Annotated in this window: 22 protein-coding genes and 1 pseudogene; 13 read left to right on the forward strand and 10 right to left on the reverse strand. The window is 69.9% G+C overall.

The features are described 5' to 3' along the window. The first annotated feature begins 19 nt into the window (after positions 1-19). Both ABE505_RS06575 and prpF read left to right on the forward strand, forming a co-directional pair. On the forward strand, positions 20-454 hold the full coding sequence (locus tag ABE505_RS06575; RefSeq protein ID WP_346458269.1) for a DUF559 domain-containing protein: 435 nt from the start codon (positions 20-22) through the stop codon (positions 452-454). A 1-nt stretch (position 455) separates the two neighbouring features. Beyond that, complete coding sequence (gene prpF, locus ABE505_RS06580; RefSeq protein ID WP_346443259.1) at positions 456-1,649, forward strand: 2-methylaconitate cis-trans isomerase PrpF; 1,194 nt, start codon at positions 456-458, stop codon at positions 1,647-1,649. 24 nt (positions 1,650-1,673) lie between these two features. Here the strand turns inward: prpF and ABE505_RS06585 are convergent, their stop codons facing one another. From ABE505_RS06585 to ABE505_RS06610, 6 genes and pseudogenes are all read right to left on the reverse strand, one after another. Further along, a complete protein-coding gene (locus ABE505_RS06585) occupies positions 1,674-2,288 on the reverse strand; it encodes a glutathione S-transferase N-terminal domain-containing protein (protein WP_346443257.1) in 615 nt (204 codons plus the stop codon). Between the two features lie 59 nt (positions 2,289-2,347). Continuing rightward, positions 2,348-2,833: a cell wall hydrolase gene (locus tag ABE505_RS06590; protein ID WP_346443255.1), complete on the reverse strand. Its 486-nt coding sequence runs from the start codon at positions 2,831-2,833 to the stop codon at positions 2,348-2,350. 485 nt (positions 2,834-3,318) lie between these two features. Further along, positions 3,319-5,355: an NADPH-dependent 2,4-dienoyl-CoA reductase gene (locus ABE505_RS06595; RefSeq protein ID WP_346443253.1), complete on the reverse strand. Its 2,037-nt coding sequence runs from the start codon at positions 5,353-5,355 to the stop codon at positions 3,319-3,321. A gap of 157 nt (positions 5,356-5,512) precedes the next feature. Beyond that, positions 5,513-6,532 carry a zinc-binding alcohol dehydrogenase family protein gene (locus ABE505_RS06600; RefSeq protein WP_346443251.1) on the reverse strand — a complete coding sequence of 340 codons (1,020 nt, stop codon included), beginning with the start codon at positions 6,530-6,532 and terminating at the stop codon, positions 5,513-5,515. Further along, positions 6,529-6,921, reverse strand: a pseudogene (locus ABE505_RS06605) (aldo/keto reductase); the annotation flags it as partial. The pseudogene ABE505_RS06605 and the gene ABE505_RS06600, both read right to left, overlap by 4 nt. Before the next feature lie 28 nt (positions 6,922-6,949). Then, positions 6,950-8,146: an MFS transporter gene (locus tag ABE505_RS06610; RefSeq protein WP_346443249.1), complete on the reverse strand. Its 1,197-nt coding sequence runs from the start codon at positions 8,144-8,146 to the stop codon at positions 6,950-6,952. 99 nt (positions 8,147-8,245) lie between these two features. Between ABE505_RS06610 and ABE505_RS06615 the strand changes: the two genes are divergently transcribed. From ABE505_RS06615 to ABE505_RS06630, 4 genes are all read left to right on the forward strand, one after another. Continuing rightward, entirely contained in the window at positions 8,246-9,190 is a 945-nt protein-coding gene (locus ABE505_RS06615; RefSeq protein ID WP_346443247.1) for a LysR family transcriptional regulator, read from the forward strand. Positions 9,191-9,435: 245 nt separating this feature from the next. After that, a complete protein-coding gene (locus ABE505_RS06620; protein ID WP_346443245.1) occupies positions 9,436-10,509 on the forward strand; it encodes an OmpA family protein in 1,074 nt (357 codons plus the stop codon). Between the two features lie 344 nt (positions 10,510-10,853). Beyond that, complete coding sequence (locus ABE505_RS06625; protein ID WP_346443243.1) at positions 10,854-11,339, forward strand: hypothetical protein; 486 nt, start codon at positions 10,854-10,856, stop codon at positions 11,337-11,339. Between the two features lie 73 nt (positions 11,340-11,412). Next, on the forward strand, positions 11,413-12,186 hold the full coding sequence (locus tag ABE505_RS06630) for a pseudouridine synthase (protein ID WP_346443241.1): 774 nt from the start codon (positions 11,413-11,415) through the stop codon (positions 12,184-12,186). A 30-nt stretch (positions 12,187-12,216) separates the two neighbouring features. On the opposite strand, the gene kbl is transcribed toward ABE505_RS06630, so the two are convergent. From kbl to tdh, 3 genes are all read right to left on the reverse strand, one after another. Beyond that, entirely contained in the window at positions 12,217-13,410 is a 1,194-nt protein-coding gene (gene kbl, locus ABE505_RS06635) for a glycine C-acetyltransferase (RefSeq protein WP_346443239.1), read from the reverse strand. A gap of 31 nt (positions 13,411-13,441) precedes the next feature. Further along, on the reverse strand, positions 13,442-14,002 hold the full coding sequence (locus ABE505_RS06640) for a hypothetical protein (RefSeq protein ID WP_346443237.1): 561 nt from the start codon (positions 14,000-14,002) through the stop codon (positions 13,442-13,444). A gap of 131 nt (positions 14,003-14,133) precedes the next feature. Further along, a complete protein-coding gene (gene tdh / locus ABE505_RS06645; RefSeq protein ID WP_346443235.1) occupies positions 14,134-15,168 on the reverse strand; it encodes an L-threonine 3-dehydrogenase in 1,035 nt (344 codons plus the stop codon). Positions 15,169-15,413: 245 nt separating this feature from the next. Between tdh and ABE505_RS06650 the strand changes: the two genes are divergently transcribed. From ABE505_RS06650 to ABE505_RS06680, 7 genes are all read left to right on the forward strand, one after another. After that, complete coding sequence (locus ABE505_RS06650) at positions 15,414-17,498, forward strand: S46 family peptidase (protein WP_346443309.1); 2,085 nt, start codon at positions 15,414-15,416, stop codon at positions 17,496-17,498. A 166-nt stretch (positions 17,499-17,664) separates the two neighbouring features. Beyond that, positions 17,665-18,276 carry a hypothetical protein gene (locus ABE505_RS06655; protein WP_346443234.1) on the forward strand — a complete coding sequence of 204 codons (612 nt, stop codon included), beginning with the start codon at positions 17,665-17,667 and terminating at the stop codon, positions 18,274-18,276. A gap of 139 nt (positions 18,277-18,415) precedes the next feature. Next, positions 18,416-19,060, forward strand: coding sequence for a histidine phosphatase family protein (locus ABE505_RS06660; protein WP_346443232.1), 645 nt, complete (start codon positions 18,416-18,418; stop codon positions 19,058-19,060). Further along, complete coding sequence (gene folC / locus ABE505_RS06665) at positions 19,057-20,331, forward strand: bifunctional tetrahydrofolate synthase/dihydrofolate synthase (protein ID WP_346443231.1); 1,275 nt, start codon at positions 19,057-19,059, stop codon at positions 20,329-20,331. Before ABE505_RS06660 ends, folC begins: the two co-directional genes overlap by 4 nt. A gap of 57 nt (positions 20,332-20,388) precedes the next feature. Next, positions 20,389-21,372 (forward strand): SPOR domain-containing protein, encoded by a 984-nt coding sequence (locus ABE505_RS06670; protein ID WP_346443229.1) that lies wholly within the window; start codon positions 20,389-20,391, stop codon positions 21,370-21,372. A 79-nt stretch (positions 21,373-21,451) separates the two neighbouring features. Continuing rightward, complete coding sequence (gene purF / locus ABE505_RS06675) at positions 21,452-22,918, forward strand: amidophosphoribosyltransferase (RefSeq protein WP_346443227.1); 1,467 nt, start codon at positions 21,452-21,454, stop codon at positions 22,916-22,918. Between the two features lie 8 nt (positions 22,919-22,926). Continuing rightward, on the forward strand, positions 22,927-23,742 hold the full coding sequence (locus ABE505_RS06680) for a ferritin-like domain-containing protein (protein ID WP_346446164.1): 816 nt from the start codon (positions 22,927-22,929) through the stop codon (positions 23,740-23,742). A gap of 15 nt (positions 23,743-23,757) precedes the next feature. Here the strand turns inward: ABE505_RS06680 and lpxH are convergent, their stop codons facing one another. Continuing rightward, entirely contained in the window at positions 23,758-24,492 is a 735-nt protein-coding gene (gene lpxH, locus ABE505_RS06685; protein ID WP_346443224.1) for a UDP-2,3-diacylglucosamine diphosphatase, read from the reverse strand. Positions 24,493-24,495 lie beyond the last annotated feature (3 nt).

Below are 24,495 nucleotides of genomic sequence, written 5' to 3' on the forward strand. Positions count from 1 at the left end.
GGGGTTGGGGAGCGGGGGAGTGGATCAACGCGCATTTGCCAAGACGCTGTGTCGAAACATGACCGGAGCCGAGCTCGTGCTCTGGCGTCATCTGCGCGCCCACCGATTCGATGGACAGAAGGTCAGACGCAAGCAGCCGATCGGTCCTTACGTTGTCGACTTCGCGCATTTCGGTGCGCGTCCGATCATCGAGGCCGATGGCGGACAGCACGTCGAATCACCGAAAGACGCAGTTCGCGACGCGTGGTTGAATGAGCAGGGCTTCCAGGGACTGCGCTTCTGGAATGACGACATCCTCAAGCGTCCCGAGTCGGTGTCGAAGCGATTTGGAATGCGTTGCGGGAAGCCCCCCCTCTCCCCCGGCTCCTCTCCCACAAGGAGACAGGGGAGACAAGCGCAATCCGATTCCTTTCCCGTGAGCGGGAGAGGCAACAGAAGCAGAGCGAGTGAATGACATGACCGATTCCCCGCAACTCCGCATTCCCGCCACCTACATGCGCGGCGGCACGTCCAAGGGCGTGTTCTTCCGGCTCCAGGACCTGCCGGCCGCGGCGCAGGTGCCGGGCGCGGCGCGCGATGCGCTGCTGATGCGCGTGATCGGGTCTCCCGATCCGTATGCCAAGCACACCGACGGCATGGGCGGCGCCACGTCGTCGACCAGCAAGTGCGTGATCATCGCCACATCCACGCAGCCCGGTCACGACGTCGACTATCTGTACGGCCAGGTGGCGATCGACACTGCGTTCGTCGACTGGAGCGGCAACTGCGGCAATCTGAGTACGGCGGTTGGTCCGTTCGCGATCGCCAACGGCTTCGTCGATCCTGCGCGCATCCCCCAGGACGGCACCGTCGCGGTACGCGTGTGGCAGGCCAACATCGGCAAGACCATCGTGGTCCACGTGCCGGTGGCAGGGGGCCAGGTGCAGGAGACCGGCGATTTCGAACTCGACGGGGTGACGTTTCCGGCCGCGGAGATCGTGCTGGAGTTCGTCGATCCTGCCGACGAAGGCGACGGCGGCGGTGCGATGTTCCCGACCGGCCATCTCGTCGACGACCTCGAAGTGCCAGGTGTCGGGACGCTGCGCGCGACGATGATCAATGCCGGTATCCCGACGATCTTCATCGACGCCGCGGCGATCGGCTACACCGGCAGCGAACTGCAGGACGCGATCAACGGCGACGCGCAGGCGCTGGCGATGTTCGAGACGATCCGCGCGCACGGCGCGCTGCGCATGGGGCTCATCGGCGATCTCGCCGAGGCGTCCAAGCGCCAGCACACGCCGAAGGTCGCATTCGTGGCGCCGCCGCACGATCACGTGGTGTCGAGCGGCAAGGCGATCGCCACGGGGGACATCGACCTGCTGGTGCGCGCGCTGTCGATGGGCAAGCTGCATCACGCGATGATGGGCACGGCCGCCGTCGCCATCGCCACGGCGGCCGCGATTCCCGGCACGCTGGTCAGCGACGCGGCCGGCGGCGGGGCGCGCACGTCGGTGCGCTTCGGACATCCGTCGGGCACGCTGCGGGTCGGTGCCGAAGCGGTGCAGGTCGACGGCCGCTGGACGGTGGCCCGGGCGATCATGTCGCGCTCGGCGCGCGTGTTGATGGAAGGCGCGGTCCGCGTGCCTGCCGACACGCTGCCCGGCTGAGGCCGGGCAGCGCCGTGCCGGGGGCTAGAGGATGCCTTCGGCCGCCATCGCTGCGCGCACGTCCGGATCGGCCAGCATCCGCGCATCGAAAGCGTGCAGATGGTCGAGGCCGCCCAGGTCCAGTTTCAGGCGCTTGGCCCACTGCAGGGTCACGAACAGGTAGGGGTCGGCGATCGAGCGGGCGCCGACGAGGAAGTCGCGGCCTGCCAGCTGCGCGTCGAGGCGTTCATACAGGCCGCGGACCTTCCCCATGGCCTGCTTGCGCGTGCGGTCGATCGCGTCGGGATCTTCGAGGTACTTGGTACTGCCGAACAGCGGGTGAAACGCAGGATGCAGGTCGGCATTGAGCAGCCCGAGCCAGCGATTGACCTCGGCCCGGCCTTCTGGCGTGCCATCTCCACCCAGCCCGGCTTGCGGAAAGCGGTCGGCCAGATAGTTCAGGATCGCCGCGTTCTGGGTCAGCGCCCAGTCGCCGTCGACCAGCACCGGGACCGCACCGGCGGGATTGAGCGCCAGGAACGGCGGCGCTTTCATTGTCGTCGCGTCGACGACACGTACCTCGAACGGTGCACCGATCCAGCGCAGCGCGATGTGGTCGGCCAGCGAACAGGCGCCGGGCTTGGTGTAGAGCGTGAGCATGCAGCCTCCGGACTCGGGACGGGCGGCCATCATGCGCCCGGCGCGAGCTGCCGAACACCTCAGCCGCGTGCGGTCGTCGTCACGGGAGCGGCAGGCTGGGGACGCAGCCGCTGCACGCGCAGGAACGTGTGGTCGCCGATCGTCGCCACCGGCGGCGCGTGGCGCCATGCCGGGGCGGCGATGCCGTGCGCCATGAAATGGCTCGCACCGGGCACGATCTCGCGGCGCTCGGCGCGCGGCAGCGACCAGTTGCGCTCCGAGGCGAGGGCGACGTTGACCGCACGGGTCCACGCGCTGGTGTTCGCCAGCCGGGTCTGGGGCGAGAGGATGGTCGGTGCGAACTGCTTGCGCGCGGTGACGACCTCGCACATCGACTCGCCCCACAGCCCGCTTTCCTGGCGGCGCAGTGCGACTTCGGCGACGGCTTCCTGTCCGCGGACCGACTGGTCGCGGGCTTCGAGATAGACCGTCGTGCTCAGACAGAGCGAATCGGCGGCCGGCGGTGGCAGCACGGAGGCCAGCCACATCACCCATTCCAGTTTCATCGTTGACTCCTTGCTCCGTTGCGCCGTGTCGCGCCGTCTGATACCCGAAGGCAGGAGCGGCGGCGACGTCGGCATGGCGTCTTGGGGAGGGCGGCGACTCTATGGCGCTTTCGCCCGGGCTCCGAACCGCGGGATCGCGGCCGGGCCGGTGTTCCGCCAAGGCGGGCGGAACGAGTTGGCGGCACGGTATCGGTGGTTTTTCGAATCGAACGTGAATACGCGGCACTGGTGCCGATCGCCGATCTGTGGCTGGACAGGGCGGAAACGGGGCCGTATTCAGCTTCAAGCGCCGCCGGAAGCGGTATCGCTTGCGATCCATATTCCTGAACTGTCGTTCAGGTTCGTCAAGGGGCGTCGTGCGGAACAGGCCCGCGTTCAGTCCGCCCACGGGTGCCCATCCCGCAGCAACCACCCACCGCGCAGTCGAGCATCGGCGATTGGGAGGCGTCGAGGGCGCATGTCGCCGCCCCGCGCACCAAGGGCCGCTACAGACGCGCTGCCAACGCGCTCGCCTGGGCGATCGCGCGCTTGGCGTCGAGCTCGGCGGCCACGTCCGCGCCGCCCACCAGGTGCACGACACGGCCGGCCGCCTGCAGCGCGTCGAGCAGGTCCCGTCGCGGCTCCTGGCCCGCGCACACCACCACGTGGTCGACCGGCAGCAACTGCTCGGTGCCGTCCACCCGGATGCGCAGGCCGTCGTCATCGACGCCCAGATACGCGACGTCGCCCAGCATCCGCACGCCCTTGGCCTTGAGCGTACTGCGGTGGATCCAGCCGGTGGTCTTGCCGAGTCGGGCGCCCGGGCGGCCAGGACTGCGCTGCAGCAACCAGACGTCGCGCGCCGGCGGCGACGGCGCGGCCGGGACCAGCCCGCCTGGTTGCTCGAAGCTCGGGTCCACGCCCCATTCGCGCATCCACGTCGCCGGATCGAGGCTGGGCGACGTGCCGTTGCCTTCGACCAGGAACTCGCCGACATCGAAGCCGATGCCACCAGCGCCGATGATCGCCACCCGCGCGCCCGGCACGACCCGACCTTCGAGTACGTCGACATAGCCGACGACCTTGGGATGGTCGTGTCCGGGGATGTCGATCGCGCGCGGGCGTACGCCGGTCGCGAGCACGACGACATCGAAGCCGGCGAGGTCGCTCGCCGTCACCGGGGTCGAGAGCCGCAGGTCGACCCCGGTCTCGGCGATGCGCTGGCCGAAGTAGCGCAGCGTCTCGTTGAACTCCTCCTTGCCGGGAATGCGCCGTGCCAGGTTGAACTGGCCGCCGATCGCTTCGGCCGCATCGAACAGCGCCACGCGATGGCCGCGCTGGGCGGCGACGGTCGCGCAGGCCAGCCCGGCCGGGCCGGCGCCGACTACCGCAATGCGCAGCGGCGCGGCCGCCGGGACGTAGTTGAGCTCGGTCTCCGCGCACGCCCGCGGATTGACCAGGCAGCTGGCGGTGCGGTTCGCGAACACGTGGTCCAGGCAGGCCTGATTGCAGGCGATGCAGGTATTGATGCGTGCGGGCGTGCCGGCGCGCGCCTTGGCGACCCAGTGCGGATCGGCCAGCAGCGGCCGTGCCATCGAGACCATGTCCGCGCCGCCGGCCGCGAGCACGCGCTCGGCGACATCGGGCATGTTGATGCGGTTGGTCGCGACCAGCGGCAGCTTCACATGCGGGCGCAGCTTGGCGGTCACCCCGGCGAAGGCCGCGCGCGGGACCGAGGTGGCGATCGTCGGCACCCGTGCCTCGTGCCAGCCGATCCCGGTGTTGAGCAGCGTTGCCCCGGCAGCCTCGATCGCGCGGGCCTGCTGCACGATCTCGTCCCAGCCCGACCCCTCGGGTACCAGTTCGAGCATCGACAGGCGGTAGATCAGGATGAAGTCGTGCCCGGCGGCCTCGCGCACGCGGCGCACGATCTCGGTCGCAAAGCGCATGCGCTGCAGCACATCGCCGCCCCAACGGTCCCGGCGGCGATTGGTGCGTGCGCTCAGGAACTGGTTGATCAGGTAGCCCTCGCTGCCCATGATCTCGACGCCGTCGTAGCCGGCCTCGCGCGCGAGCTTGGCGGCGTGGGCGTAGGCATCGATCGTGCGTTCGACCCCGCGTGCGCTCAGCGCCCGGGGCGTGAAGGGGTTGATGGGGGCTTTCAGGCGGCTCGGCGCGACCTGCAGCGGGTGGTAGGCGTAGCGGCCGGCATGCAGCAGCTGCAGGCAGATCTTCGCGTCATGGGCGTGCACCGCGTCGGTGACCGGGCGATGGCGCCGCGTTTCCCATCGCCACGACAGCTTGCCGCCGAACGGCTTGAGCCAGCCGGGGATGTCGGGCGAGAAGCCGCCGGTGACGATCAGCGCCACGCCGCCCTCGGCACGCTCGGCGAAGTAGCGCGCCAGCTTCGGGAAGTCGGCGGCGCGATCCTCCAGCCCGGTGTGCATCGAGCCCATCAGCACCCGGTTGCGCAGCGTCGTAAAGCCCAGGTCGAGCGGGGCGAGCAGGTGCGGATAGAGCGTGGAGTCGGCGGGCTGGCCCATGACTGGCGGCATGACATGGATACGCTGGCGTATGGATGCCGCAGGGTGCCGCGACCGGCGCCGCGGCGCAAGCGCCGCGGCGTCTCGGTTGCACGCCGAGCAGGCCGGACAAGGCCGGCCGGTCACTGGCGCCTGCGGCGTGGCGCGAGGCCTGCGATCAGCGCCAGCCGGCGACGGCGACCTTGCCGATGGTCGCGCCCGACTCGAGCAGCCGGTGCGCTTCGCGCAACGTGTCGGCACCGATCGGCGAGAGCGTGCGGCCGAGGGTGCCGCGCAGTCGGCCAGCATCGACGAGCGCGGCGACGCGCGCCAGGATGCGCCCGTGCGCATCCATGTCGGCAGTGCGGAAGCGCGGCCGCGCGAACATGAATTCCCAATGGATGCCGATGCACTTGGCTTTGTAGGGGTCGCCGATCTTCAGCGCGCCCGCTGGTTCGACGATCAGGCCGACGTGCCCCTGCGGCGCAAGCAGCTCGCCCAACGCATCCCAGTAGCGATCGGTATCGGCGAGGTTGAGCGCCGCGTCGACCTGGGTGTGGCCGAGCGCCTGCAACTGCGGCGCCAGCGGCTGGCGGTGATCGATCACGTGGTCGGCGCCGAGGTCCCGGCACCAGGCGATGCTGTCCTCGCGCGAGGCCGTGGCGATCACGGTGAAACCGGCCAACTTGGCCAGCTGGATCGCGATCGAACCCACGCCGCCGGCGCCGGCGATCACCAGCAGCGTCCTGCCGGCGCCGCCGTCTTCGAATGCATAGGGCATGCGTTCGAACAGCAGCTCCCAGGCGGTGATCGCGGTCAGCGGCAGGGCTGCGGCCTGCGCGAAGTCCAGCGTGCCGGGCTTGCGCGCCACCAGCCGCGCATCGACCACTTGGAACTGCGCGTTGCTGCCCGGTCGGGTGACATCGCCGGCGTAATAGACCGCGTCGCCGATCGAGAATCCGGTCACCTGATCGCCGATCGCCTCGACCACGCCGGCCGCGTCGTAGCCCAGCACGCGATGCGGTGCACCCTCCGGCAGCGGGGCCTGACGCAGCTTGGTGTCGACCGGATTGACCGCAACTGCTTCGATGCGCACGCGCAGGTCCTGCGGGCCGGGCGCTGGCAGCTCGAGGTCGAGTTCGACGAGCGCGTGCGGATCGTCGATCGGCAGCGGACGGGTGGTGGCGATGGCTTTCATGCGGGACTCTCCTGATCGGGGGCGGGGACTGGCGCCGGGCTGCGCTCGGCGAACTGCCCGTTCCAGTAAGGGTAGTGGGGATAGGGCGCCGGCACCGCGCTCGCGGCGTCCAGCCGGGCGATGTGCATCGGGTCCAGCGACCAGCCGGCTGCGCCCAGGTTCTCGCGCAGTTGCGCCTCGTTGCGCGCGCCCAGCCGCGCCGTCGAGACCCCGGGGCGCTGCAGCGGGCCGTTCAGCGCGATCTGGGGCACGCTGCGACCGGCGTCGGCGGCAACCGCGTCGAGCGCGTCGACGATCCGGTACCGCCGCGCGTCGTCGACCGGTGGGGCGAATGCGGGGGTCGCATGCACCCGACTGCCGGCCGGCAGCGGCTGGCCGCGACGGATCCGCAGCACGAGGGGCGATGTTGCGGGGGCATCAGCACGGCTGGATGGCGGCTGAGCGTGCACGTCGGAGCGCGATTGCCGACACGGCGACACCGGCCAGCGTGACCAGCGCCCCGGCCGTGCCCAACCGCTCCAGACCCCCGCCATGGCCGACGACGAGGCCGCCGAGCCAGGCGCCCGCCGCGTTGCCGAGGTTGAACGCGCCGATGTTGAGGCTCGAGGCCAGGTTGCGGCCGTCGTCGCCGGCGCGCTGCAGCACCCAGGCCTGCAGCGGCGCGACGGTCGCGAATGCGGCGACGCCGAGCAGGCCGGTGGCGACCACCATCGCCGGGGCCTGATGCATCGCGGCGCCGAGAAGCGCGAGCACGGCGGCGAGCGCGAGCAGCGTGGCCGGGATCGCCGCCGCCGGTGCGCGGTCGGCGAAGCGGCCGCCGAGCAGGTTGCCGGCGATCATCCCGACCCCGAACACCAGCAGCACCGGCGAGACCGCGCGATCGGACAAGCCGCTCACCTGCACCAGGACCGGTTGGATGAAGGTGTAGACCGTGAACACGCCGGCATACCCCAGCGTCGTCGTCAGCAGGCCGAGCACCACCGGCGGCCGCGACACCGCCGCGAGCGCACGACGGACGCTGCCGGACGCAACGGTCGCGCGGTCGGCTGGCACCAGCGCCGCGATCACGAGGGTCGCCAGCCCGCCGATCGCGGCGACCGCCCAGAATGTGGCGCGCCATCCCGCATGCAGGCCCAGCCACGCGCCGGCCGGCACGCCGAGCAGGGTGGCGACAGTCAGGCCGGTGAACATCACCGAGATCGCGCGGGCGCGCCGCTCCGCCGGCACCAGGCCTGCGGCGACCACCGCGCCGACCCCGAAGAAGGTGCCGTGGGCGAGCGAGGTGACCACGCGCGCGGCCATCAGCCAGCCGTAGTCGGGCGCCAGCGCGCAGGCCAGGTTGCCGAGCGTGAACACCGCCATCAGGCCGACCAGCACCGCCTTGCGCGGCAGCCGGTCGGTCGCGAGCGTGAGCAGGGGCGCGCCGACGAACACACCCAGCGCATAACCGGAGATCAGCAGGCCGGCCGCGGGCAGGCTCACCTGCAGATCGGACGCGACCTGGCGCAGCAGGCCCATGATCACGAACTCGGTGGTGCCGATGCCGAACGCGCCGATGGTCAGTGCATACAGCGCCGCCAGCGTGCGGGAGGACGGAGGGGAAGAACGTGGCATGGTCGCGGCCGATAGGGGGGAGCGGCCATTCTCGAAAGCGACGATCCGGTGGAACAGGTTTAGGATCGACAAATACTTTCAACCGGAAATTGAAGATCGATGGCGCGGCTCGACGACATCGCCCTGTTCCTGCGCGTGCTCGATCTGGGGTCGATCAGCGCGGCCGCGCGCGCCCTGGACCTGTCGCCGGCCGTGGCCAGCCAGCGCCTGAAACGCCTGGAGAGCACGCTCGGCGTGCGGCTGCTGCATCGGACCACACGCCGGCTCCACCCCACTGCCGAGGGCCGCGCACTGGCTTCGCGCGGGCGCGCGCTGGTCGACGACCTCGACAGCCTCGCCGCGGGTCTGCGCGAGAGTGGCGGGCGGGGCATTGCCGGCACGTTGCGGGTGACGATGTCGGCTTCGTTCGGACGCCAGCACGTCTCGCCGCTGCTGCCGCGATTTCTGGCCCGGCATCCCGAGCTGCGGCTGAGCGTGCACATGAGCGACCAATTGGTGGACCTGGTCCGGGCGGGCTTCGACCTGGCGATCCGGATCGGCGAACTGGACGACTCCCGACTGGTCGCACGCCCGATCGCTGCCAACGATCGCGTGCTCGTCGCTTCGCCCGACTACCTGCACCGGCGCGGACATCCGCACATGCCTGCCGACCTGGTCGCTCACGACTGCCTGCTGCTGGTCGGCAGCCGCGGGCGCCAGGACCGGTGGCCGTTGCTCGACCGCGATGGCGTCCGCACCGAGGTCGCGGTGTCAGGGCGCATGGAAAGCACGCTCGGCGAGATCCTGCGCGATGCCGCGCTCGCAGGCGAGGGCATCGCGATGCATTCGGTGTGGCATGTCGCCGATGATCTGTGTGCGGGGCGACTGAGCCGTGTGCTGCCGGGATACGCCCCGCCTGCGACCGGTATCCATGCAGTCATGCCCGAGCGCCGGCTCGTCCCGCCGCGCACCCGCGCATTCGTGGATTTCCTGGTCGAGGAACTGGGCCGCTCGCCGCCCTGGGCGGCAGCTGCCGAACACGCCGCCGCGCTGGACGCCAGGTAAGCGTTAAGGGCGTCTTGACGCCACGCCGACACCGAATCCAGACAATGCGCGCCGTTGGAAGTTCCCGCAGTAGCCCAAGGCTGGATGAACGGTAAGGCGTTGTTCCGTTGGAATCTTTCAACCGTTAGGTTAGTGTTAACGACGCCTTCACACAGCTGACTTTAGGCTATGTACCAAGGCGTGTGCGTTTGACGCCTCAAACCGATGCCATGACGCATTCCCCCTAGAACAGGAGCTGATACAACATGAATAAGAAACTCCTCTGCGCCGCGCTGCTCGGCGGCCTCGGCTTGGTGCAGGCCGCCAATGCCCAGGAGTTCGACGACCGCTGGTATCTGACCGGCTCCGTCGGCTACAACTTCCAGGCCGAAGATCGCCGCACCGACGACACCCCGTTCGTTACCCTCGGTTTCGGTCGTTTCATCAGCCCGAACTGGTCGATCGACGGTGAACTGAACTATCAGAACCCCGGTTTCGACAGCAGCGTCGAGGGTGCGAACCCCGACCTGAATTGGAGCCAGTACGGCGCCTCGATCGACTTCCGCTACCACTTCATCTCCGAGGGCCGTGGCTGGAACCCCTACCTGCTGGCCGGCGTCGGCTATCAGCGTTCGGAAGAGGAGTTCAACGCGTTCCCGAGCCCGAACTCGCCCGGCGAGCGTAAGGACGGCAACTTCGCTGCCAAGGTCGGTGCCGGTCTGCAGACCACCTTCGACAAGCGCGTCGCCGTGCGCGCCGAAATCGCCTACCGCGCTGATTTCAACGACAGCAGCATCGCCGCCAACGGTCCGCGTGACTGGGCCGGCTACCCGCACAACGCCAACGAGAGCTACTTCGGCGACGTGCTGGCCTCGGTCGGTGTCGTGGTGCCGCTCGGCCCGCCGCCGGCGCCTCCGGCTCCCCCGGCTCCGCCGCCGCCGCCGCCGGCTCCCGCCCCGGCTCCGCCGCCGCCGGCTCCGATCACCATCGATCTGAACGGCGTGAACTTCGACTTCGATCGTTCGACGCTGCGTCCTGACGCGGTGGCGATCCTGAACGAGGCCGTCGAGATCCTGCGTCGCTACCCCGAACTGCGCGTCGAGGTTGCAGGCCACACCGACTCCAAGGGTACGGACGCCTACAACCAGCGCCTGTCGGAGCGCCGTGCGAAGGCCGTGTACGACTTCCTGACCAGCAACGGCATCACTGCCGATCGCCTGGTCGGTCCGGTCGGCTACGGCGAGAGCCGTCCGATTGCGCCGAACACCAACCCGGATGGTTCGGACAATCCGGAAGGTCGCGCGCGCAACCGTCGCACCGAGCTGAACGTCCAGAACTAAGTCTGGCGCCAGCGAAGCAATACGAAGAAGCCCGGCTGATGCCGGGCTTCTTTTTGTCTCTTTTCCCACTGCGGAATGGGAAGACTCGCGCGCCACTGCCGCGCGATGCACGTGTGTTGCGGGCTGCCGATCCGGTCCTCGACGGCGAAATGGAGGGTCGGCGCCGCACGCGCCCATGCGCCGAACGTTTTGATCGAGTGCACAGACGTCCCGGTCCTGCGGCGCGATCGCTGTAGGTGGGGCAGACACTCACCGAAGTGAATGCGCGAAAGCAGAATTTCCCTTGTCGGGCCGTAACTTGGCGCATACACTTCAGGCCAATTCGACTCCGGGGACCTCTGCCCATGCGCGCCATCGTGTTGACGACCCTGCTGGCCCTTCCGTTCGCCGGCCACGCGGCGGACTGCGCCGATCTCGATACGCGTGCTGCGCGCCCGTTGCAGACGACCGCACTGATGCCGCTGTCGCCGGAACTGGCGGCGCCCAGTTATCGACTCGGCACGACCGCGGTGCTGTCGCGTGCCTACGACGACGCGCAGTCGGTCGATCAGGTGCTGCTGCGCATGGAGATCGAGCGCTGCCAGAATGTCGCGATGGCCGCCGCAGCGGCGGGCGTGGTGAAGCCGGGCGATCCGTCGGCCTACGTCAAGCAGACCGAGTTCGACAATACGCCGTACCGGTTCAACATGACCCAGAGCGGCAAGCGCATGACCGCCGACGATTTCGATGCCTGGCTCAAGGCCAATGGTTACAGCGTCGGACGCCGCGTGGACCCCAACGCGCCGGTCGAAGCGGCGGCAGCCCCGGCGACCCCGACGCCGACCGAGTGAGCGTCGCGCACCCCGATGCATCGATGACGACGGCCCGCGCGAGCGGGCCGTTCGTCCATGCGGCCGCAGGGCGATGAGCAACCGGCCATTGCGCGGCCACGCAACGCCTCGTTACGGGATTGCGCGCATCCTGTCCAAGCGCGGCCTGTGCTCGCGCAGTGAGGCCGAACGCTGGGTGCGCGACGGGCGCGTCCGCATTGGCGGGCGTGTGGTCCGAGATCCCGAGTATCCGGTTGCACTCGACGAGGCACGCGTCGTCATCGATGGCGTGACCATGTCCGGTGTTGTGCACCGCTACCTGATGCTCAACAAGCCGCGCGGTCTGGTGACGACGGCTCGCGACGAACGCGGACGCGACACGGTCTACCGTTGTTTCGATACTGCGTCGCTGGGATGGATTGCCCCGGTCGGGCGGCTCGACAAGGCCAGCGAGGGCCTGCTGTTGTTCACCAGCGATCCGGCATGGGCGGCTGCGATCGCCGACCCCGAGCGCGGTCCCAGCAAGACCTATCACGTGCAGATCGATACGCGACCCGACGCCGCGCTGCTCGCCGGCCTGCATGCCGGCGTCGAGGATGCCGGCCAGCAGTTGCGCGCCGCATCCGCCCGTGTGCTGCGCGAAGGCGCGCGTAACGCATGGCTGGAGATCGTGCTCGACGAAGGCCGCAATCGGCAGATCCGTCGTCTGCTGGGCGCACACGAGGTCGGCGTGCTGCGTCTGGTGCGCGTTGCGATCGGGCGCGTGGGCCTGGGGGAACTGGCCAAGGGGGCCTGGCGCGATCTTGCGCCCCACGAAGTCGAACGTCTGGCGCCGCGTTCGGCGCCAGCCGCCGTCAAGCCGGACTAGCGTCGGCTCGACCTATACGCGCGCCGCGGCTCAGCCCGGCAACACGCCCAGTTCGCGGCCGATGCGGGTGAACGCGTCGATCGCCTGGTCCAGATGGTCGCGCGTGTGCGCGGCGCTGATCTGGGTACGGATCCGGGCCTGGTCCTTGGGCACCACCGGGAAGAAGAATCCGATCGCGTAGATCCCTTCCTCGAGCAAGCGCTCGGCGAAGCGCTGCGCCAGCTTGGCGTCGTAAAGCATGACCGGGCTGATCGGGTGAGTGCCGGGGCGCACGTCGAAGCCGGCCGCGGTCATCCGCTCGCGGAAGTAGCGGGTGTTCTCGACCAGCCGTTCGCGCAGTTCACCGGCCGCATCCAGCATCTCGAAGGCCTTGATGCCGGCGGCGACCACATGCGGCGGCAGCGAGTTGGAGAACAGATAGGGGCGCGAGCGCTGGCGCAGCAATTCGATGACGTCGGCCTTGGCGGTCGTGAAGCCGCCCAGCGCACCCCCCATCGCCTTGCCGAGCGTGCCGGTGATGATGTCGATCTTCTCCAGCACGCCCTTGACCTCGGCCGAGCCGCGGCCGGTGGCGCCGAGGAAGCCGGTCGCATGACACTCGTCGATGTGCACCAGCGCGTCGTACTTGTGCGCCAGGGCGGTGATCTCGTCGAGCGGCGCGATGAAGCCGTCCATCGAGAACACGCCGTCGGTGGTGATCAGGATCGTCTTCGCGCCGTCGGCGCGCGCCTGCTTGAGTTGCGCCTCCAGGTCGGCCATGTCGCAGTTGGCGTAGCGATAGCGCTTGGCCTTGCACAGCCGCACGCCGTCGATGATCGACGCATGGTTGAGCGCGTCGCTGATGATCGCGTCGTCCTCGCCGAGCAGCGGCTCGAAGAGCCCGCCATTGGCGTCGAAACAGGCCGCGTAGAGAATCGTGTCCTGCTTGCCGAAGAAGTCGGCGATGGTCTTTTCGAGCTGCTTGTGCAGGTCCTGCGTGCCGCAGATGAAGCGCACCGAGGCCATGCCGAAGCCATGGGTGTCGAGCGCGTCCTTGGCAGCGGCGATGATATCCGCGTGATCGGCCAGGCCCAGGTAGTTGTTGGCGCAGAAGTTCAGCACCGTGCGCCCGTCGGCGAGCGTGATCTGCGCGGACTGCGGGCCGGTGATCACGCGCTCGGACTTGAACAGGCCGGCGTCGCGGATCTCGTCGAGGGTGGCGGCGTAGCGGTCGGTCAGGGACATCGGGCGATCCGGAAGAGACGATGCGCGCAGTTTACCCGGCAGGCGCGTGCGCGCCGCCCGGGTGTGTCGTGCACCACGTGTCCCAGGCCGTCTGCAAGGCAGCGATATCGCTCGGCAGCCCATGGGCCGCGCCGGTGTCGGCAAGCCAGGATTCGAAATCCACGCCCCCCGCGATCGCCTCGCTGATGGTGCCGAGGATGTGAGGCTGGCGGCTCGTCTGCTCGAGGAAATCGGCAAACAGCATCGATTGCGCGTAGAACAGGCTGGCGGAGAGCGCGCCGTCGCCGGACATCGTCATCACCTGAATGCCGGACTGGGTCTGGACGCCGCTCGATTGCATCAGCGCCTGCCGTTGCGCCACGACCGGGTGCGTCTGTGTCAGAAACTGCGCGAGTGGAAGGATGGCCGGTGACGCTGTCCGGAGGGCGGCGAAGAAGCTGCGTTCGTACTGGGCACGGGCGGCCTGACCTTCCATGCGCACAGCGGCGGCTTCATCCAGCCAATCGGGCGCGGGCGTGCCGTACTGGCCGTCGACGGGCTCGGCGTCGGGCCAGTAGGCGGCGCGGTACTGCGCATGGCCGAGCTCGTCCATGTCGCATGCGCCACCTCCCGTGGTGATCTCGATTCCAGCGAGCCTGCAAAGAATCGAAGATACCCGGATGTGCCAGAGGTCATGCAGCGGCTGTGCGCCCGGACTTGCCGGACGCGCGCCTCAGACGCCGCTCAAGTCCAGTTGAGGACGACCTTGCCCGACTTGCCCGATTCCATCAGGTCGAAGCCCTTCTGGAACTCGTCGACCGGCAACTGGTGGCTCAGCACCTTGCCCAGCGGGAAGCCCGAGAGCACCAATTGGGTCATCTTGTACCAGGTCTCGTACATCTTCCGGCCGTAGATGCCCTGGACGGTCAGGCCCTTGAAGATGATCCGATCCCAGTCGATGCCCGCGCCCTTGGGCAGCAGGCCGAGCAGGGCGACCTTGCCGCCGTGGTACATGCAGTCGAGCATGTCGTTGAACGCGCGCGGGTTGCCGCTCATCTCCAGGCCGACGTCGAAGCCTTCCATGTGCAGGTCGGCCATGACCTCCTTGAGCGAGGTCTTGCTGACGTTGACCACGCGCGTGGCGCCCATGTCGGCGGCCAGCTTGAGGCGGTAGTCGTTGACGTCGGTGACCACGACGTTGCGCGCGCCGATGTGCTTGCAGATGCCTGCCGCCATCACGCCGATCGGGCCGGCGCCGGTGATCAGCACGTCCTCGCCGACGACGTCGAACTCCAGTGCGCAGTGCGCGGCGTTGCCGTAGGGGTCGAAGAAGGCCGCCAGCTCGGACGGGATCTGGTCGGGGATCGGCCACAGGTTGGTCGCCGGCATCGCGATGTACTCGCCGAACGCGCCGTCGCGGGTCACGCCGATGCCGACGGTGTTCGGGCACAGGTGCGGCTTGCCGGCGCGGCAGTTGCGGCAATGCCCGCAGACCAGGTGGCCCTCGGCCGACACGCGCTGGCCGACCGTGTAGCCGGTGACCGCCGAGCCCAGCTCGACGATGCGGCCGACGAACTCGTGGCCGATGACCAGCCCGGGCTTGATCGTGCGCTGGCTCCACTCGTCCCACAGGTAGATGTGCAGGTCGGTGCCGCAGATCGCGGTCTTCTCCAACTTGATGAGCACATCGTTCGGGCCCGGGGTCGGCACTGGCACCTCGTCCATCCAGATGCCTTTGGTGGCTTCGCGCTTGACCAGCGCCTTCATCGTCCGGGTCATCGTCGTCGTGCCTGCAGGCAGAAAAAGAGCGGCGATTATACGGGCCGCGGGATGACGGCCCCTGCTGCACCGCACCGTCGCCGCGCGGGGCGACGGGTGCCGGGGGTTGGCCGCTCGGCGGTGGCACGTTCTAGACTTGGCGCCCCGAAACGACCGACAGGACCACCATGCGCCATCCGCTTCTGGCCGCGACGCTGCTGGGCGTCTTCCTCAGCTGCAGTCATTCGTCCGTCGCCGGGGAGGGGATGTGGGTCCCGCAACAACTGCCGGAGATCTCGCCTGCGCTGCGCAAGGCGGGTCTTCGGCTCGACGCCAGCCAGCTGGCCGACCTGACCGGCGACCCGCTGGGCGCGGTGGTCTCGCTGGGCGGCTGTACGGCCAGCTTCGTTTCCCCGCAGGGGCTGGCGATCACCAATCACCACTGTGCCTACGGCGCGATCCAGCTCAACTCCACGCCCGAGAAGAACCTGATGCGCGACGGCTTCAACGCCGCAGCGCTCGGCGACGAGATTTCGGCCGGCCCCAACGCCCGCATTTACGCGCTCGACAGCATCCAGGACGTCACCGCCGAGGTGCGCGCGGCGATCGACGCGGCCGCCGACGGGCTGGGGCGGACCGCGGCGCTGGATGCGATCGAGAAGTCGCTCGTGGCCCGCTGCGAGGCCGATCCAGGCTATCGCTGCCGGCTCTACAGCTTCCTGGGCGGCAACAGCTACCGATTGTTCCGCAACCTCGAGATCCGCGACGTACGGCTGGTCTACGCGCCGGCCGGCGGCATCGGCAGCTTTGGCGGCGACGTCGACAACTGGATGTGGCCGCGCCACACCGGCGATTTCGCGTTCTACCGCGCCTACGTCGGCCGCGACGGTCGCCCGGCCGAGTACGCCCCCGATAACGTGCCTTACACCCCGCGGCGGTTCCTGCGACTGGCCGACAAGGCGCTGCGCGAGGGCGATTTCGTGATGGTGGCCGGGTACCCGGGGCGCACCAGCCGGTACGCATCGGCCGGCGAGTTCGCCGAGACGGTCGCCTGGCGCTACCCACAGGTCAGCCGCCACTACCGTGCGCTCATCGACCTGGTCGAGGCGCAGGGCAAGCAGGACCCCGAGATCGAGGTGCGCTACGCCAGCGCGGTGCGCGGCTGGCAGAACACCCTGAAGAACTACGAGGGCCAACTGCAGGGCTTCGAGCGCATCGGTGCGCTTGCCCGCAAGCAGGAGGAAGCGGCGGCGGTGCAGGCCTGGCTGCAGGGCCGCGGGGAGGCAGGGCAGCCGGCGCTCGAGGCCCAGGCACGCATCGCCGCGCTCGAGGCCCAGGCGCAGGCCACGCGTGAGCGCGACCTGGTGCTGTCGCTGCTCGACAACAGCGGCGTGCTGTCCACCGCGGTGCGCCTGTACCGGCTGGCGATCGAGAAGGAGCGGCCCGACGCGATGCGCGAGCAGGGCTATCAGCAGCGCGATCTGCCGGTGATCGAGGGCAGCCTGCGGCAGATGGACCGGCGCTATGTGCCGGCGATGGACCGCGCGCTGACCCGCTATGCCTTGCAGCAGTACGTGCAGTTGCCGGACGGCCAGCGGGTCGCGGCAATCGATCAGTTCCTGGGCGGCAGCGACGCGGCGGCGATCGAGCGCGCGCTCGACCGGCTCGAGCGCAGCCGCCTGGGTGACAGCGACGAGCGCCTGAAGTGGTTCGCCGCCGACCGCCATGCGTTCCTGCGCAGCACCGACCCCGCGCTGCAGTACGCGGCCGGTGTCGTGCCGGAGTTGGTGCGGATCGAACAGGAGGCCAAGGCCCGCGCCGGCGACCTGTTGGTGCTCCAGCCGACTGTGCTGCAGGCGGTCGCCGACTATCGCGCCAGTCGCGGCGAAGCGGTCTACCCGGACGCCAATTCCTCGCTGCGCATCACCTTCGGCAACGTCACCGGCTATACCGATCGCACGGGCCGCACGCAGACCCCGTTCACCCGGCTCGAAGAGATTCCGGCCAAGGCGACAGGGGCCGAGCCGTTCGACGCGCCCAAGACCCAGCTCGACGCGATTGCAGCCGGTCGCCATGCTGGCCTGGCCGACCGGCGCCTGCGCTCGGTGCCGGTGAACTTTCTGGCCGATCTCGACGTGACCGGCGGCAATTCCGGATCGCCGGTGCTCGACGCCGACGGCCGCCTGACCGGGCTGCTGTTCGACATGACCTGGGACGCGGTGGTGTCGAACTGGGTGTTCGACCCGACGATGACGCGCACGATCTCGGTCGATCAGCGCTACATTCGCTGGGTGATGCAGGAGGTCGATCCGGCGCCGCGGCTGCTCCGGGAGATGGGCGCAGCGCGCTGAGCGCGCGGGCCTCGTGACGCCGGATGCTCCGCCGGTCCGCTGAGCGATCGGCCGAGCCGGCGACGCCGGCCGTCTGCGCCTGCGTCCCACCTGGGATGCCGGCGAGTGCGCCAGCACGCGACCGGTGAGACAGCCGCGCGATCTGCTTGGAAGCGCAAGGAAACGAATGCAGCAATCGTCTTCGGCCATTCCCGTCAAGGTCTTCACCCGCTGGCACCAGTGGTCGACGCCGCTGGGCATCGTGCTGGCATCGACGGCCTTCATCGGCATCGTGTTCGGGTTGAACCAGCCGCTGTTGGCGATCGGGGTTGCGGTCGTCGCGCTCGTGGTCCCGCCGCTGGTCGCCTTTCTGGGCTTCCCTATCCGCGATGACGCGCGGATCGAGCCGGAGGGCATCGTCTTCGCGCGTCGCGCCGCCGTGCGTTTCGCCGACATCGCACAGTGGGGCACGGACGATTACTTGACGCTGGTCCGACGCGGTGCCCCCACCGTCCTGGTGAGCGCTCTCGACGGACCGGGCCGGGCGCGCCTGCTCCGGGAGTTCCAGGCTGCGTTCGAGGCCTGGCAGGCGCGCCGACCCGTGGTCGAACGACCGGCCGCGCGCACCCATTTCCACGGCGGTGCGCGGGGGCGGCTCGTGGGGCTGCTGATCCTGGCGCTGGGCATCACCTGCGGGGTGATGGCGTTGCGCCTGCGCGAACCGAGCGTCGCGCTTGCGTTCACGGGCGGGCTGGGCGGCCTGTTCGGCCTGGTCATGATGCTCGGACGACGGGTCTGAGCGCTGCGCGTCGCCGCGCAGTTCGGCACGATCGCTCGCGGATTCCGAGCGCCGGGCGTGCGCGTGGTGCGGGCCTCGACAGGTAGACTGTCGCGCCGCGCCCAGCTGTGCAGGCGCGCCGCATTGTCGAGGACCGCGCATGAGAATCCTGCTTGCCCGCCATGGCGAAACGCCGTGGAACGCCGAAGGCCGCTACCAGGGACAGGAGGACATCCCGCTATCGCCGGTCGGTGAGCGCCAAGCGACCTTGCTCGGTGCGCGGCTGGCGGACGTGCGCATCGACCGGGCGGTCAGCTCGCCGCTGTCGCGTGCGCACCGCACCGCGCGCCTGGCCCTGGGCGTGGACCGCGAAGCCCTGCTGACCACCGATCCCGGCCTGGCCGAGATCGCGCACGGTACCTGGGAAGGCCTGCTTGCGGCCGAGATCGGCGAGCGCGACCCCGAGCGCCTGGCGGCGTGGCGCGACGCGCCCGACACCGTGCAGATGCCGGGCGGCGAATCGTTGCAGCAGGTGCTCGATCGCGCGTGGCCGGCCTTTGCGCGTGCGCTTGCAGGCCTGGGGCCGGACGACACGGCGCTGATCGTCGCGCACGACGCAGTCAATCGCGTGATCCTGTGCCGCGTGCTCGGTCTGCCGCTCGCGCGGCTGTGGACCTTTCGCCAGGCGCCGACCACGCTCAATCTGCTCGAAGGGCCCGATGTCGATCGCCTCGACGTGGTCCGCCTGAACGATTGCGCGCACCACACTGCGCTCTTCGGCGAGGCGGTCCACCGCGCGCTATGACCGCATCCGCATCGCTCGCGGACTGGCTGGCGCGCCTCGAGGCGCGGCATCCGGTCGAAGTGGAACTGGGGTTGGATCGCGTTGCCGCGGTCCACGCACGGCTCGACTGCGGCCGGCCCGCCACCCGCGTCATCACCGTGGCCGGCACCAATGGCAAGGGCTCGACGGTGGCCCTGATCGAGGCCGCGGCGCGCGCCGCCGGCTGGCGCGTGGGCGCCTACACCTCGCCGCATCTGCTGGCCTACAACGAACGCGTGCGCATCGACGGCGTCGATGCCGACGATGCCGCGCTGGTGGCAGCGTTCGAGGCAATCGAGGCCGTGCGCGGCGATACACCGCTGACCTATTTCGAGACCGGCACCCTGGCCGCGCTGTGGCTGTTCGCGCGCGCGGAGCTGAACCTGGCGATCCTCGAGGTCGGACTCGGCGGCCGTCTGGATGCGGTCAATCTGGTCGACGCCGATGTCGCGGTCGTCACCACGGTCGATCTCGATCACCAGGACTGGCTGGGTAACGACCGCGAAGCGATCGGCCTGGAGAAGGCCGGCATCGCGCGCCCGTGGCGGCCGCTGGTGCTTGGCGACGACGACCCGCCGGCGAGCGTGCTGCGGCATGCCTACCGCATCGGCGCGGTCGCGATCCGCGCCGGCAGCGATTTCCTGTTCGCGCCTGCGCGCGAGGGGCGCTGGATCTGGCGCGAGGTCGGCTATGAGGTCGACCTGCCGCTGCCCGCGCTGGCCGCGCCTGTGCAACTGCGCAACGCCGCGGTCGCAGTGGCGGCGCTGCGTGCGCTCGACGCCGACGTGCCCGATGCCGCTCTTGCGGCGGGCATCGCCGACGCACATGCCGCTGCGCGGCTGCAGCGGTTCGAGCGCGGCGAGGTCGAGCTCGTCGTCGATGTCGCACACAACCCGCAGGCCGCCCAGGCGCTGGCGCAGTGGCTGGGCGCCGCGCCCGCGCAAGGCAGGACATGGGCGGTCTATGCCGCCCTGGCCGACAAGGATGCGATTGGCGTCGTCGCGGCGCTGGCGCCTGCAGTCGACGGCTGGTGGCTGGCGGGGCTGGCCGATGGCGGCGCGCGCAGCCAGTCGGCCGATGCGCTGCGGACGCGGTTGGCGGGCACCGCCGCTGGGTACGCCCCGATGGCGGCCGACGTGGGCGGCGCGCTGGATGCGGTGCTGGCGCAGGCGCGGCCGGGCGACCGGGTTCTGGTGTTCGGCTCTTTCCATACCGCTGCCGCCGCGCTCGCGCGGTTGCAGGGTCCGGGTTAAGGCCCCGGTGGCCCCGGTGCGTATAATCGCTGCGTTCCCTCCGCCTGCGCCCTCTGCATGACGCCTGGACTCAAACAGCGCCTGATCGGTGCCGCCGTGTTGATCGCGCTGGCGGTGATCTTCTTGCCGATGCTGGTCAAGGGCCCGGCGCCCGCGAGTGGCCTGCCCGACATGCCGCTCGAGCTGCCGGATGCGCCGAACGGGCAGTACAAGACCGTCGATCTGCCGCTGGTCGCGCCGTCGCCCGCTCCGGCAGGCGGCGTCCTTGCCGAAGGGACCCCGCGGCCCCCCGCTGCGCCGGCATCCGCCGCTACGCCGAGCACGGGCGATGCGCTGCCGACCGTGGAGACCGGCGCGCAGAGCGAACCGCTGCCACCGACCACGGCCGGTGGCGGCTACGCGGTGCACTACGGCGCGTTCGCCAGCCAGGCCGATGCCGAGGCGATCCTGCGCCAGCTCCGCCAGGCGTCGCTGACCGGCTATCGCGAAGCGTTCACGCTCAACGGCCGGGCGGCGCAGCGCGTGCGGCTGGGGCCGTATGCGAGCCGTGCCGAGGCCGAGATCGTGCGGTTGCGCGCGGCCCAGGTGCGCGACGACGTCAATCCGCGTGTGGTCGCGCTCGACGCCACCGCGACGCCGACACAGACGCCGACACAGACGCAGCCGCCTGCACCGACGCCGGCCCGGCCCACGCCGGCAACGCCACCGGCCGAGCCGACGCGCACCGCGCAGACGCCGCCTCCGGCGCCCAAGCCGGCGCCCGCCGCGACACCTGCCCCTGCGCCGGCGCCCGCGCGCACCGCCGAAGTGGGTTTCGTGGTGCAGCTTGGCGCCTTCAGCCAGGCCGCCGAGGCCGAACGGCTGCGCGATCGCCTGCGCAGCGCCGGCATCACCGCCTTCACCGACAGCGTCACGACCGACAAGGGGCGCCTGACTCGGGTCAAGGCCGGCCCGGTCGCCAGCCGCGGCGAGGCCGACCAGCTCAAGGCGCAGGTGCGCGCCAAGGTGGGCGTCGACGGTCTGGTGCGGTCGCATCCCTGAGGCCAGGGCCGAACGGGGCTTGCCCCTCTACTCTCTATTCAATGGCGCGCACCGCGCGCCCAGCAGGACTGGAATCGCCATGTGCGGGATCGTCGGGATCGTCGGAACCTCCGAAGTCGCGGGTGCGCTGTATGACGGCCTGACCGTCTTGCAGCACCGCGGGCAGGATGCGGCAGGCATCGCCACCGCCAATGGCACTGCGCTGCGCGTGCAGAAGGGCAACGGCCTGGTGCGCGACGTGTTCGATGCCAAGACGATGGCGCTGTTGCGCGGTCGCGTCGGCATCGCCCATTGCCGCTATCCGACCGCGGGCAGCGAGGGCAGCGACGAGGCCCAGCCGTTCTACGTCAATTCGCCGTTCGGTATCGCGCTCGCGCACAACGGCAACCTGGTCAACACCGACCAGTTGCGCCAGCAGGTGTTCGAGACCGATCGCCGCAACGTCAATACCGAGTCCGACTCGGAAGTGCTGCTCAACGTGTTCGCGCACGAGCTCGACCGCGAGAAGGCCTTGACCCCCGAGGCTGCGTTCCGCGCGATCGAGGGCGTCAACCGCCGTGCCCGCGGCGGCTACGCGGTCGTGGCGACCGTGCTGGGCCTGGGGCTGGTCGCGTTCCGCGATCCGCACGGCATCCGTCCGCTGGTGCTCGGCCGCCGGCAGAGCGAGGAGGGCACCGAGTATGCGGTGGCGTCCGAATCGGTCGCGCTCGACATCCTCGGCTTCGAGCGGCTGCGCGACGTCGAGCCTGGCGAGGGCATCGTCGTCACCGCGCGTGGCGAACTGCACCATCGCCAGTGCGCGCCGCGGCAGGCGCACGCGCCGTGCATCTTCGAGTACGTGTACTTCGCGCGTCCCGATTCGATGATCGAGAACATCTCGGTGCACAAGGCGCGCATGCGCATGGGCGTGACCCTGGGCGAGAAGATCCTGCGGCTGCGCCCCGACCACGACATCGACACGGTGATCCCGATCCCCGACACCTCGCGCGACTCCGCGCTGGAGATCGCCAACGTGCTGGGCGTGAAGTACCGCGAGGGCTTCATCAAGAACCGCTACGTGGGCCGCACCTTCATCATGCCGGGGCAGGGCGAACGCGCGAAGTCGGTCAAGCGCAAGCTCAATCCGATTCCGCTCGAGTTCCGCAACCGGGTCGTGCTGCTGGTCGACGATTCGATCGTGCGCGGCACCACGTCCAAGCAGATCGTGCAGATGGCGCGCGATGCCGGCGCCAAGAAGGTCTACCTGGCCTCCGCCGCCCCGCCGGTCCGTCACCCCAACATCTATGGCATCGACATGCCGTCGGTCGATGAACTGGTTGCGCATAACCGCACCGAGGCCGAGATCGAGTCGTTCCTGGGCTGCGACTGGTTGATCTACCAGGACTTGGCCGATCTCGAGGCGGCGGTCGCCGGGCCCAAGTTCCCCGACCTGCGCTTCGACAGTTCGTGCTTCAGCGGCGAATACGTCACCGGCATCGAGCCGGGCTACTTCGAGCGCCTGCGCCAGCTGCGCTCCGACGAGGCCAAGAACAAGCGCCGCGCGTGAGCGCGGCGGTGTCCGACGCGCCCGACCTGCTGGCCGCGGCGCGCCAGTGCCTGGACGCATGCGACCCCGACCTCAAGGTCGCATTGACCCGCCAGCACGCCGCGCGGCACCGCGATGGTAGGCTGCCGCTGCCCCTCGATCCGCCGCCGCCCGACCCCATCCGCATGCCCGGTCGGCCGCCGCGTCCGCGACTGGTGCATCCACGCGAATTGCCGCGGCGAGGGCTGGGCAGCGACGAGGGGCGCGCGGCGTTCCTGCACGCGATTGCCCACATCGAGCTCAATGCGATCGACCTGGCTTGGGACGCGGTCTACCGCTTTCGCGGCCTGCCTGATGCGTTCTACGCCGACTGGGTCGCAATCGCCGACGACGAGGCCCGACATTTCGTGCTGCTGCGCGATCGCCTGCGTGCGTTCGGCCGCGACTACGGCGATTTCGACGCGCACAACGGGCTGTGGGAAATGTGCGAGAAGACCGCACATGACGGCCTGGCGCGCATGGCGCTGGTGCCACGCGTGCTCGAAGCCCGCGGTCTCGACGTGACCCCCGGCATGATCGTCAAGCTGCGCGCGCTCGGCGACGATGCGACCGCCGACATCCTCGAGATCATCCTGCGCGAGGAAATCCCACACGTCGCGGCCGGCAGCCGCTGGTTCCGCTGGTACTGCGCCCGCGACGGCATCGCCCCCGAGCCCAGGTTCCGCGCACTGCTGGCCGATTACGCGCGCACGGTGCTGCACGGCCCGTTCAATCTCGACGCCCGCGCCGCCGCCGGATTCAGCGCCGAGGAACTCGCGGCCTTGCAGGCGGTGGCGCAAGGGTAGGGCATCGCCCGCCGTCTACAGCGCCGACAGGTCGAAGCGGCCATCGGCGCTCGCGCGCAGCACCGAGCCCTGCTCGAACCAGTCGCCGAGCACGATGCGACGGCAGGCGCGGCCGGCGACCTGCAGGTCGTGGATCGCGGGGCGGTGGGTGTGGCCGTGGATCATCGTGTCGATGCCGTAGCGGACGAACCACTCGGCGACGGTGGCCGGCGCGACATCGGTCACCGTCTCCATCGTGCCGGCCTCGCGCAACGCGGCCGCACGCGCCTGGCTGGCCGTGCGCGCCTGCTGCGCGAACGCCAGCCGCGCGGCCAGCGGCTGGGCGAGCATCTGCGCCTGCCAGCGCGGGTCGCGGGTCTGGGCGCGGATCGCCTGGTACTCGACATCGTCGGTGCACAGCAGGTCGCCGTGGGTCAGCAGCGCCGGCCGGCCATGGAGCAGAATCACCGCCGGGTCGGGCAGGATCCGCAGGCCCGCGCGCCGCGCCCAGGCGTTGCCGACGAGGAAGTCGCGGTTGCCGTGCATGAAGGCCACCGGCACGCCCGCATCCGACAGCGCGCGCAGACGGTCGGCGACCAGTGCGCCAGCCTCGGACGGATCGTCGTCGCCGACCCACGACTCGAACAGGTCGCCGAGTATGTACAGCGCCTCGGCCTGTCGTGCCTCGCCATCGAGGAACGCGGCGAACAACTCGGTGATCGCCGGGCGCGCCGGGTCGAGGTGCAGGTCGGACAGGAAGTAGGTCGTCATCGC

The sequence above is a fragment of the Luteimonas sp. TWI382 genome, from assembly GCF_039674545.1.
GTDB lineage: Bacteria > Pseudomonadota > Gammaproteobacteria > Xanthomonadales > Xanthomonadaceae > Luteimonas.

Bases quoted from the DNA above. Each gene is read 5' to 3' on its own strand.
- ABE505_RS06670 (WP_346443229.1), top strand. From the start codon at position 20,389: ATGACGCCTGGACTCAAACAGCGCCTGATCGGTGCCGCCGTGTTGATC.
- lpxH (WP_346443224.1), bottom strand. From the start codon at position 24,492: ATGACGACCTACTTCCTGTCCGACCTGCACCTCGACCCGGCGCGCCCG.
- tdh (WP_346443235.1), bottom strand. From the start codon at position 15,168: ATGACCCGGACGATGAAGGCGCTGGTCAAGCGCGAAGCCACCAAAGGC.
- ABE505_RS06655 (WP_346443234.1), top strand. From the start codon at position 17,665: ATGCAGCAATCGTCTTCGGCCATTCCCGTCAAGGTCTTCACCCGCTGG.
- ABE505_RS06600 (WP_346443251.1), bottom strand. From the start codon at position 6,532: ATGAAAGCCATCGCCACCACCCGTCCGCTGCCGATCGACGATCCGCAC.
- ABE505_RS06595 (WP_346443253.1), bottom strand. From the start codon at position 5,355: ATGGGCCAGCCCGCCGACTCCACGCTCTATCCGCACCTGCTCGCCCCG.
- ABE505_RS06590 (WP_346443255.1), bottom strand. From the start codon at position 2,833: ATGAAACTGGAATGGGTGATGTGGCTGGCCTCCGTGCTGCCACCGCCG.
- ABE505_RS06585 (WP_346443257.1), bottom strand. From the start codon at position 2,288: ATGCTCACGCTCTACACCAAGCCCGGCGCCTGTTCGCTGGCCGACCAC.
- ABE505_RS06620 (WP_346443245.1), top strand. From the start codon at position 9,436: ATGAATAAGAAACTCCTCTGCGCCGCGCTGCTCGGCGGCCTCGGCTTG.
- ABE505_RS06610 (WP_346443249.1), bottom strand. From the start codon at position 8,146: ATGCCACGTTCTTCCCCTCCGTCCTCCCGCACGCTGGCGGCGCTGTAT.
- ABE505_RS06650 (WP_346443309.1), top strand. From the start codon at position 15,414: ATGTGGGTCCCGCAACAACTGCCGGAGATCTCGCCTGCGCTGCGCAAG.
- ABE505_RS06640 (WP_346443237.1), bottom strand. From the start codon at position 14,002: ATGGACGAGCTCGGCCATGCGCAGTACCGCGCCGCCTACTGGCCCGAC.
- ABE505_RS06615 (WP_346443247.1), top strand. From the start codon at position 8,246: ATGGCGCGGCTCGACGACATCGCCCTGTTCCTGCGCGTGCTCGATCTG.
- ABE505_RS06625 (WP_346443243.1), top strand. From the start codon at position 10,854: ATGCGCGCCATCGTGTTGACGACCCTGCTGGCCCTTCCGTTCGCCGGC.
- prpF (WP_346443259.1), top strand. From the start codon at position 456: ATGACCGATTCCCCGCAACTCCGCATTCCCGCCACCTACATGCGCGGC.
- ABE505_RS06660 (WP_346443232.1), top strand. From the start codon at position 18,416: ATGAGAATCCTGCTTGCCCGCCATGGCGAAACGCCGTGGAACGCCGAA.
- kbl (WP_346443239.1), bottom strand. From the start codon at position 13,410: ATGTCCCTGACCGACCGCTACGCCGCCACCCTCGACGAGATCCGCGAC.
- folC (WP_346443231.1), top strand. From the start codon at position 19,057: ATGACCGCATCCGCATCGCTCGCGGACTGGCTGGCGCGCCTCGAGGCG.
- ABE505_RS06630 (WP_346443241.1), top strand. From the start codon at position 11,413: ATGAGCAACCGGCCATTGCGCGGCCACGCAACGCCTCGTTACGGGATT.
- purF (WP_346443227.1), top strand. From the start codon at position 21,452: ATGTGCGGGATCGTCGGGATCGTCGGAACCTCCGAAGTCGCGGGTGCG.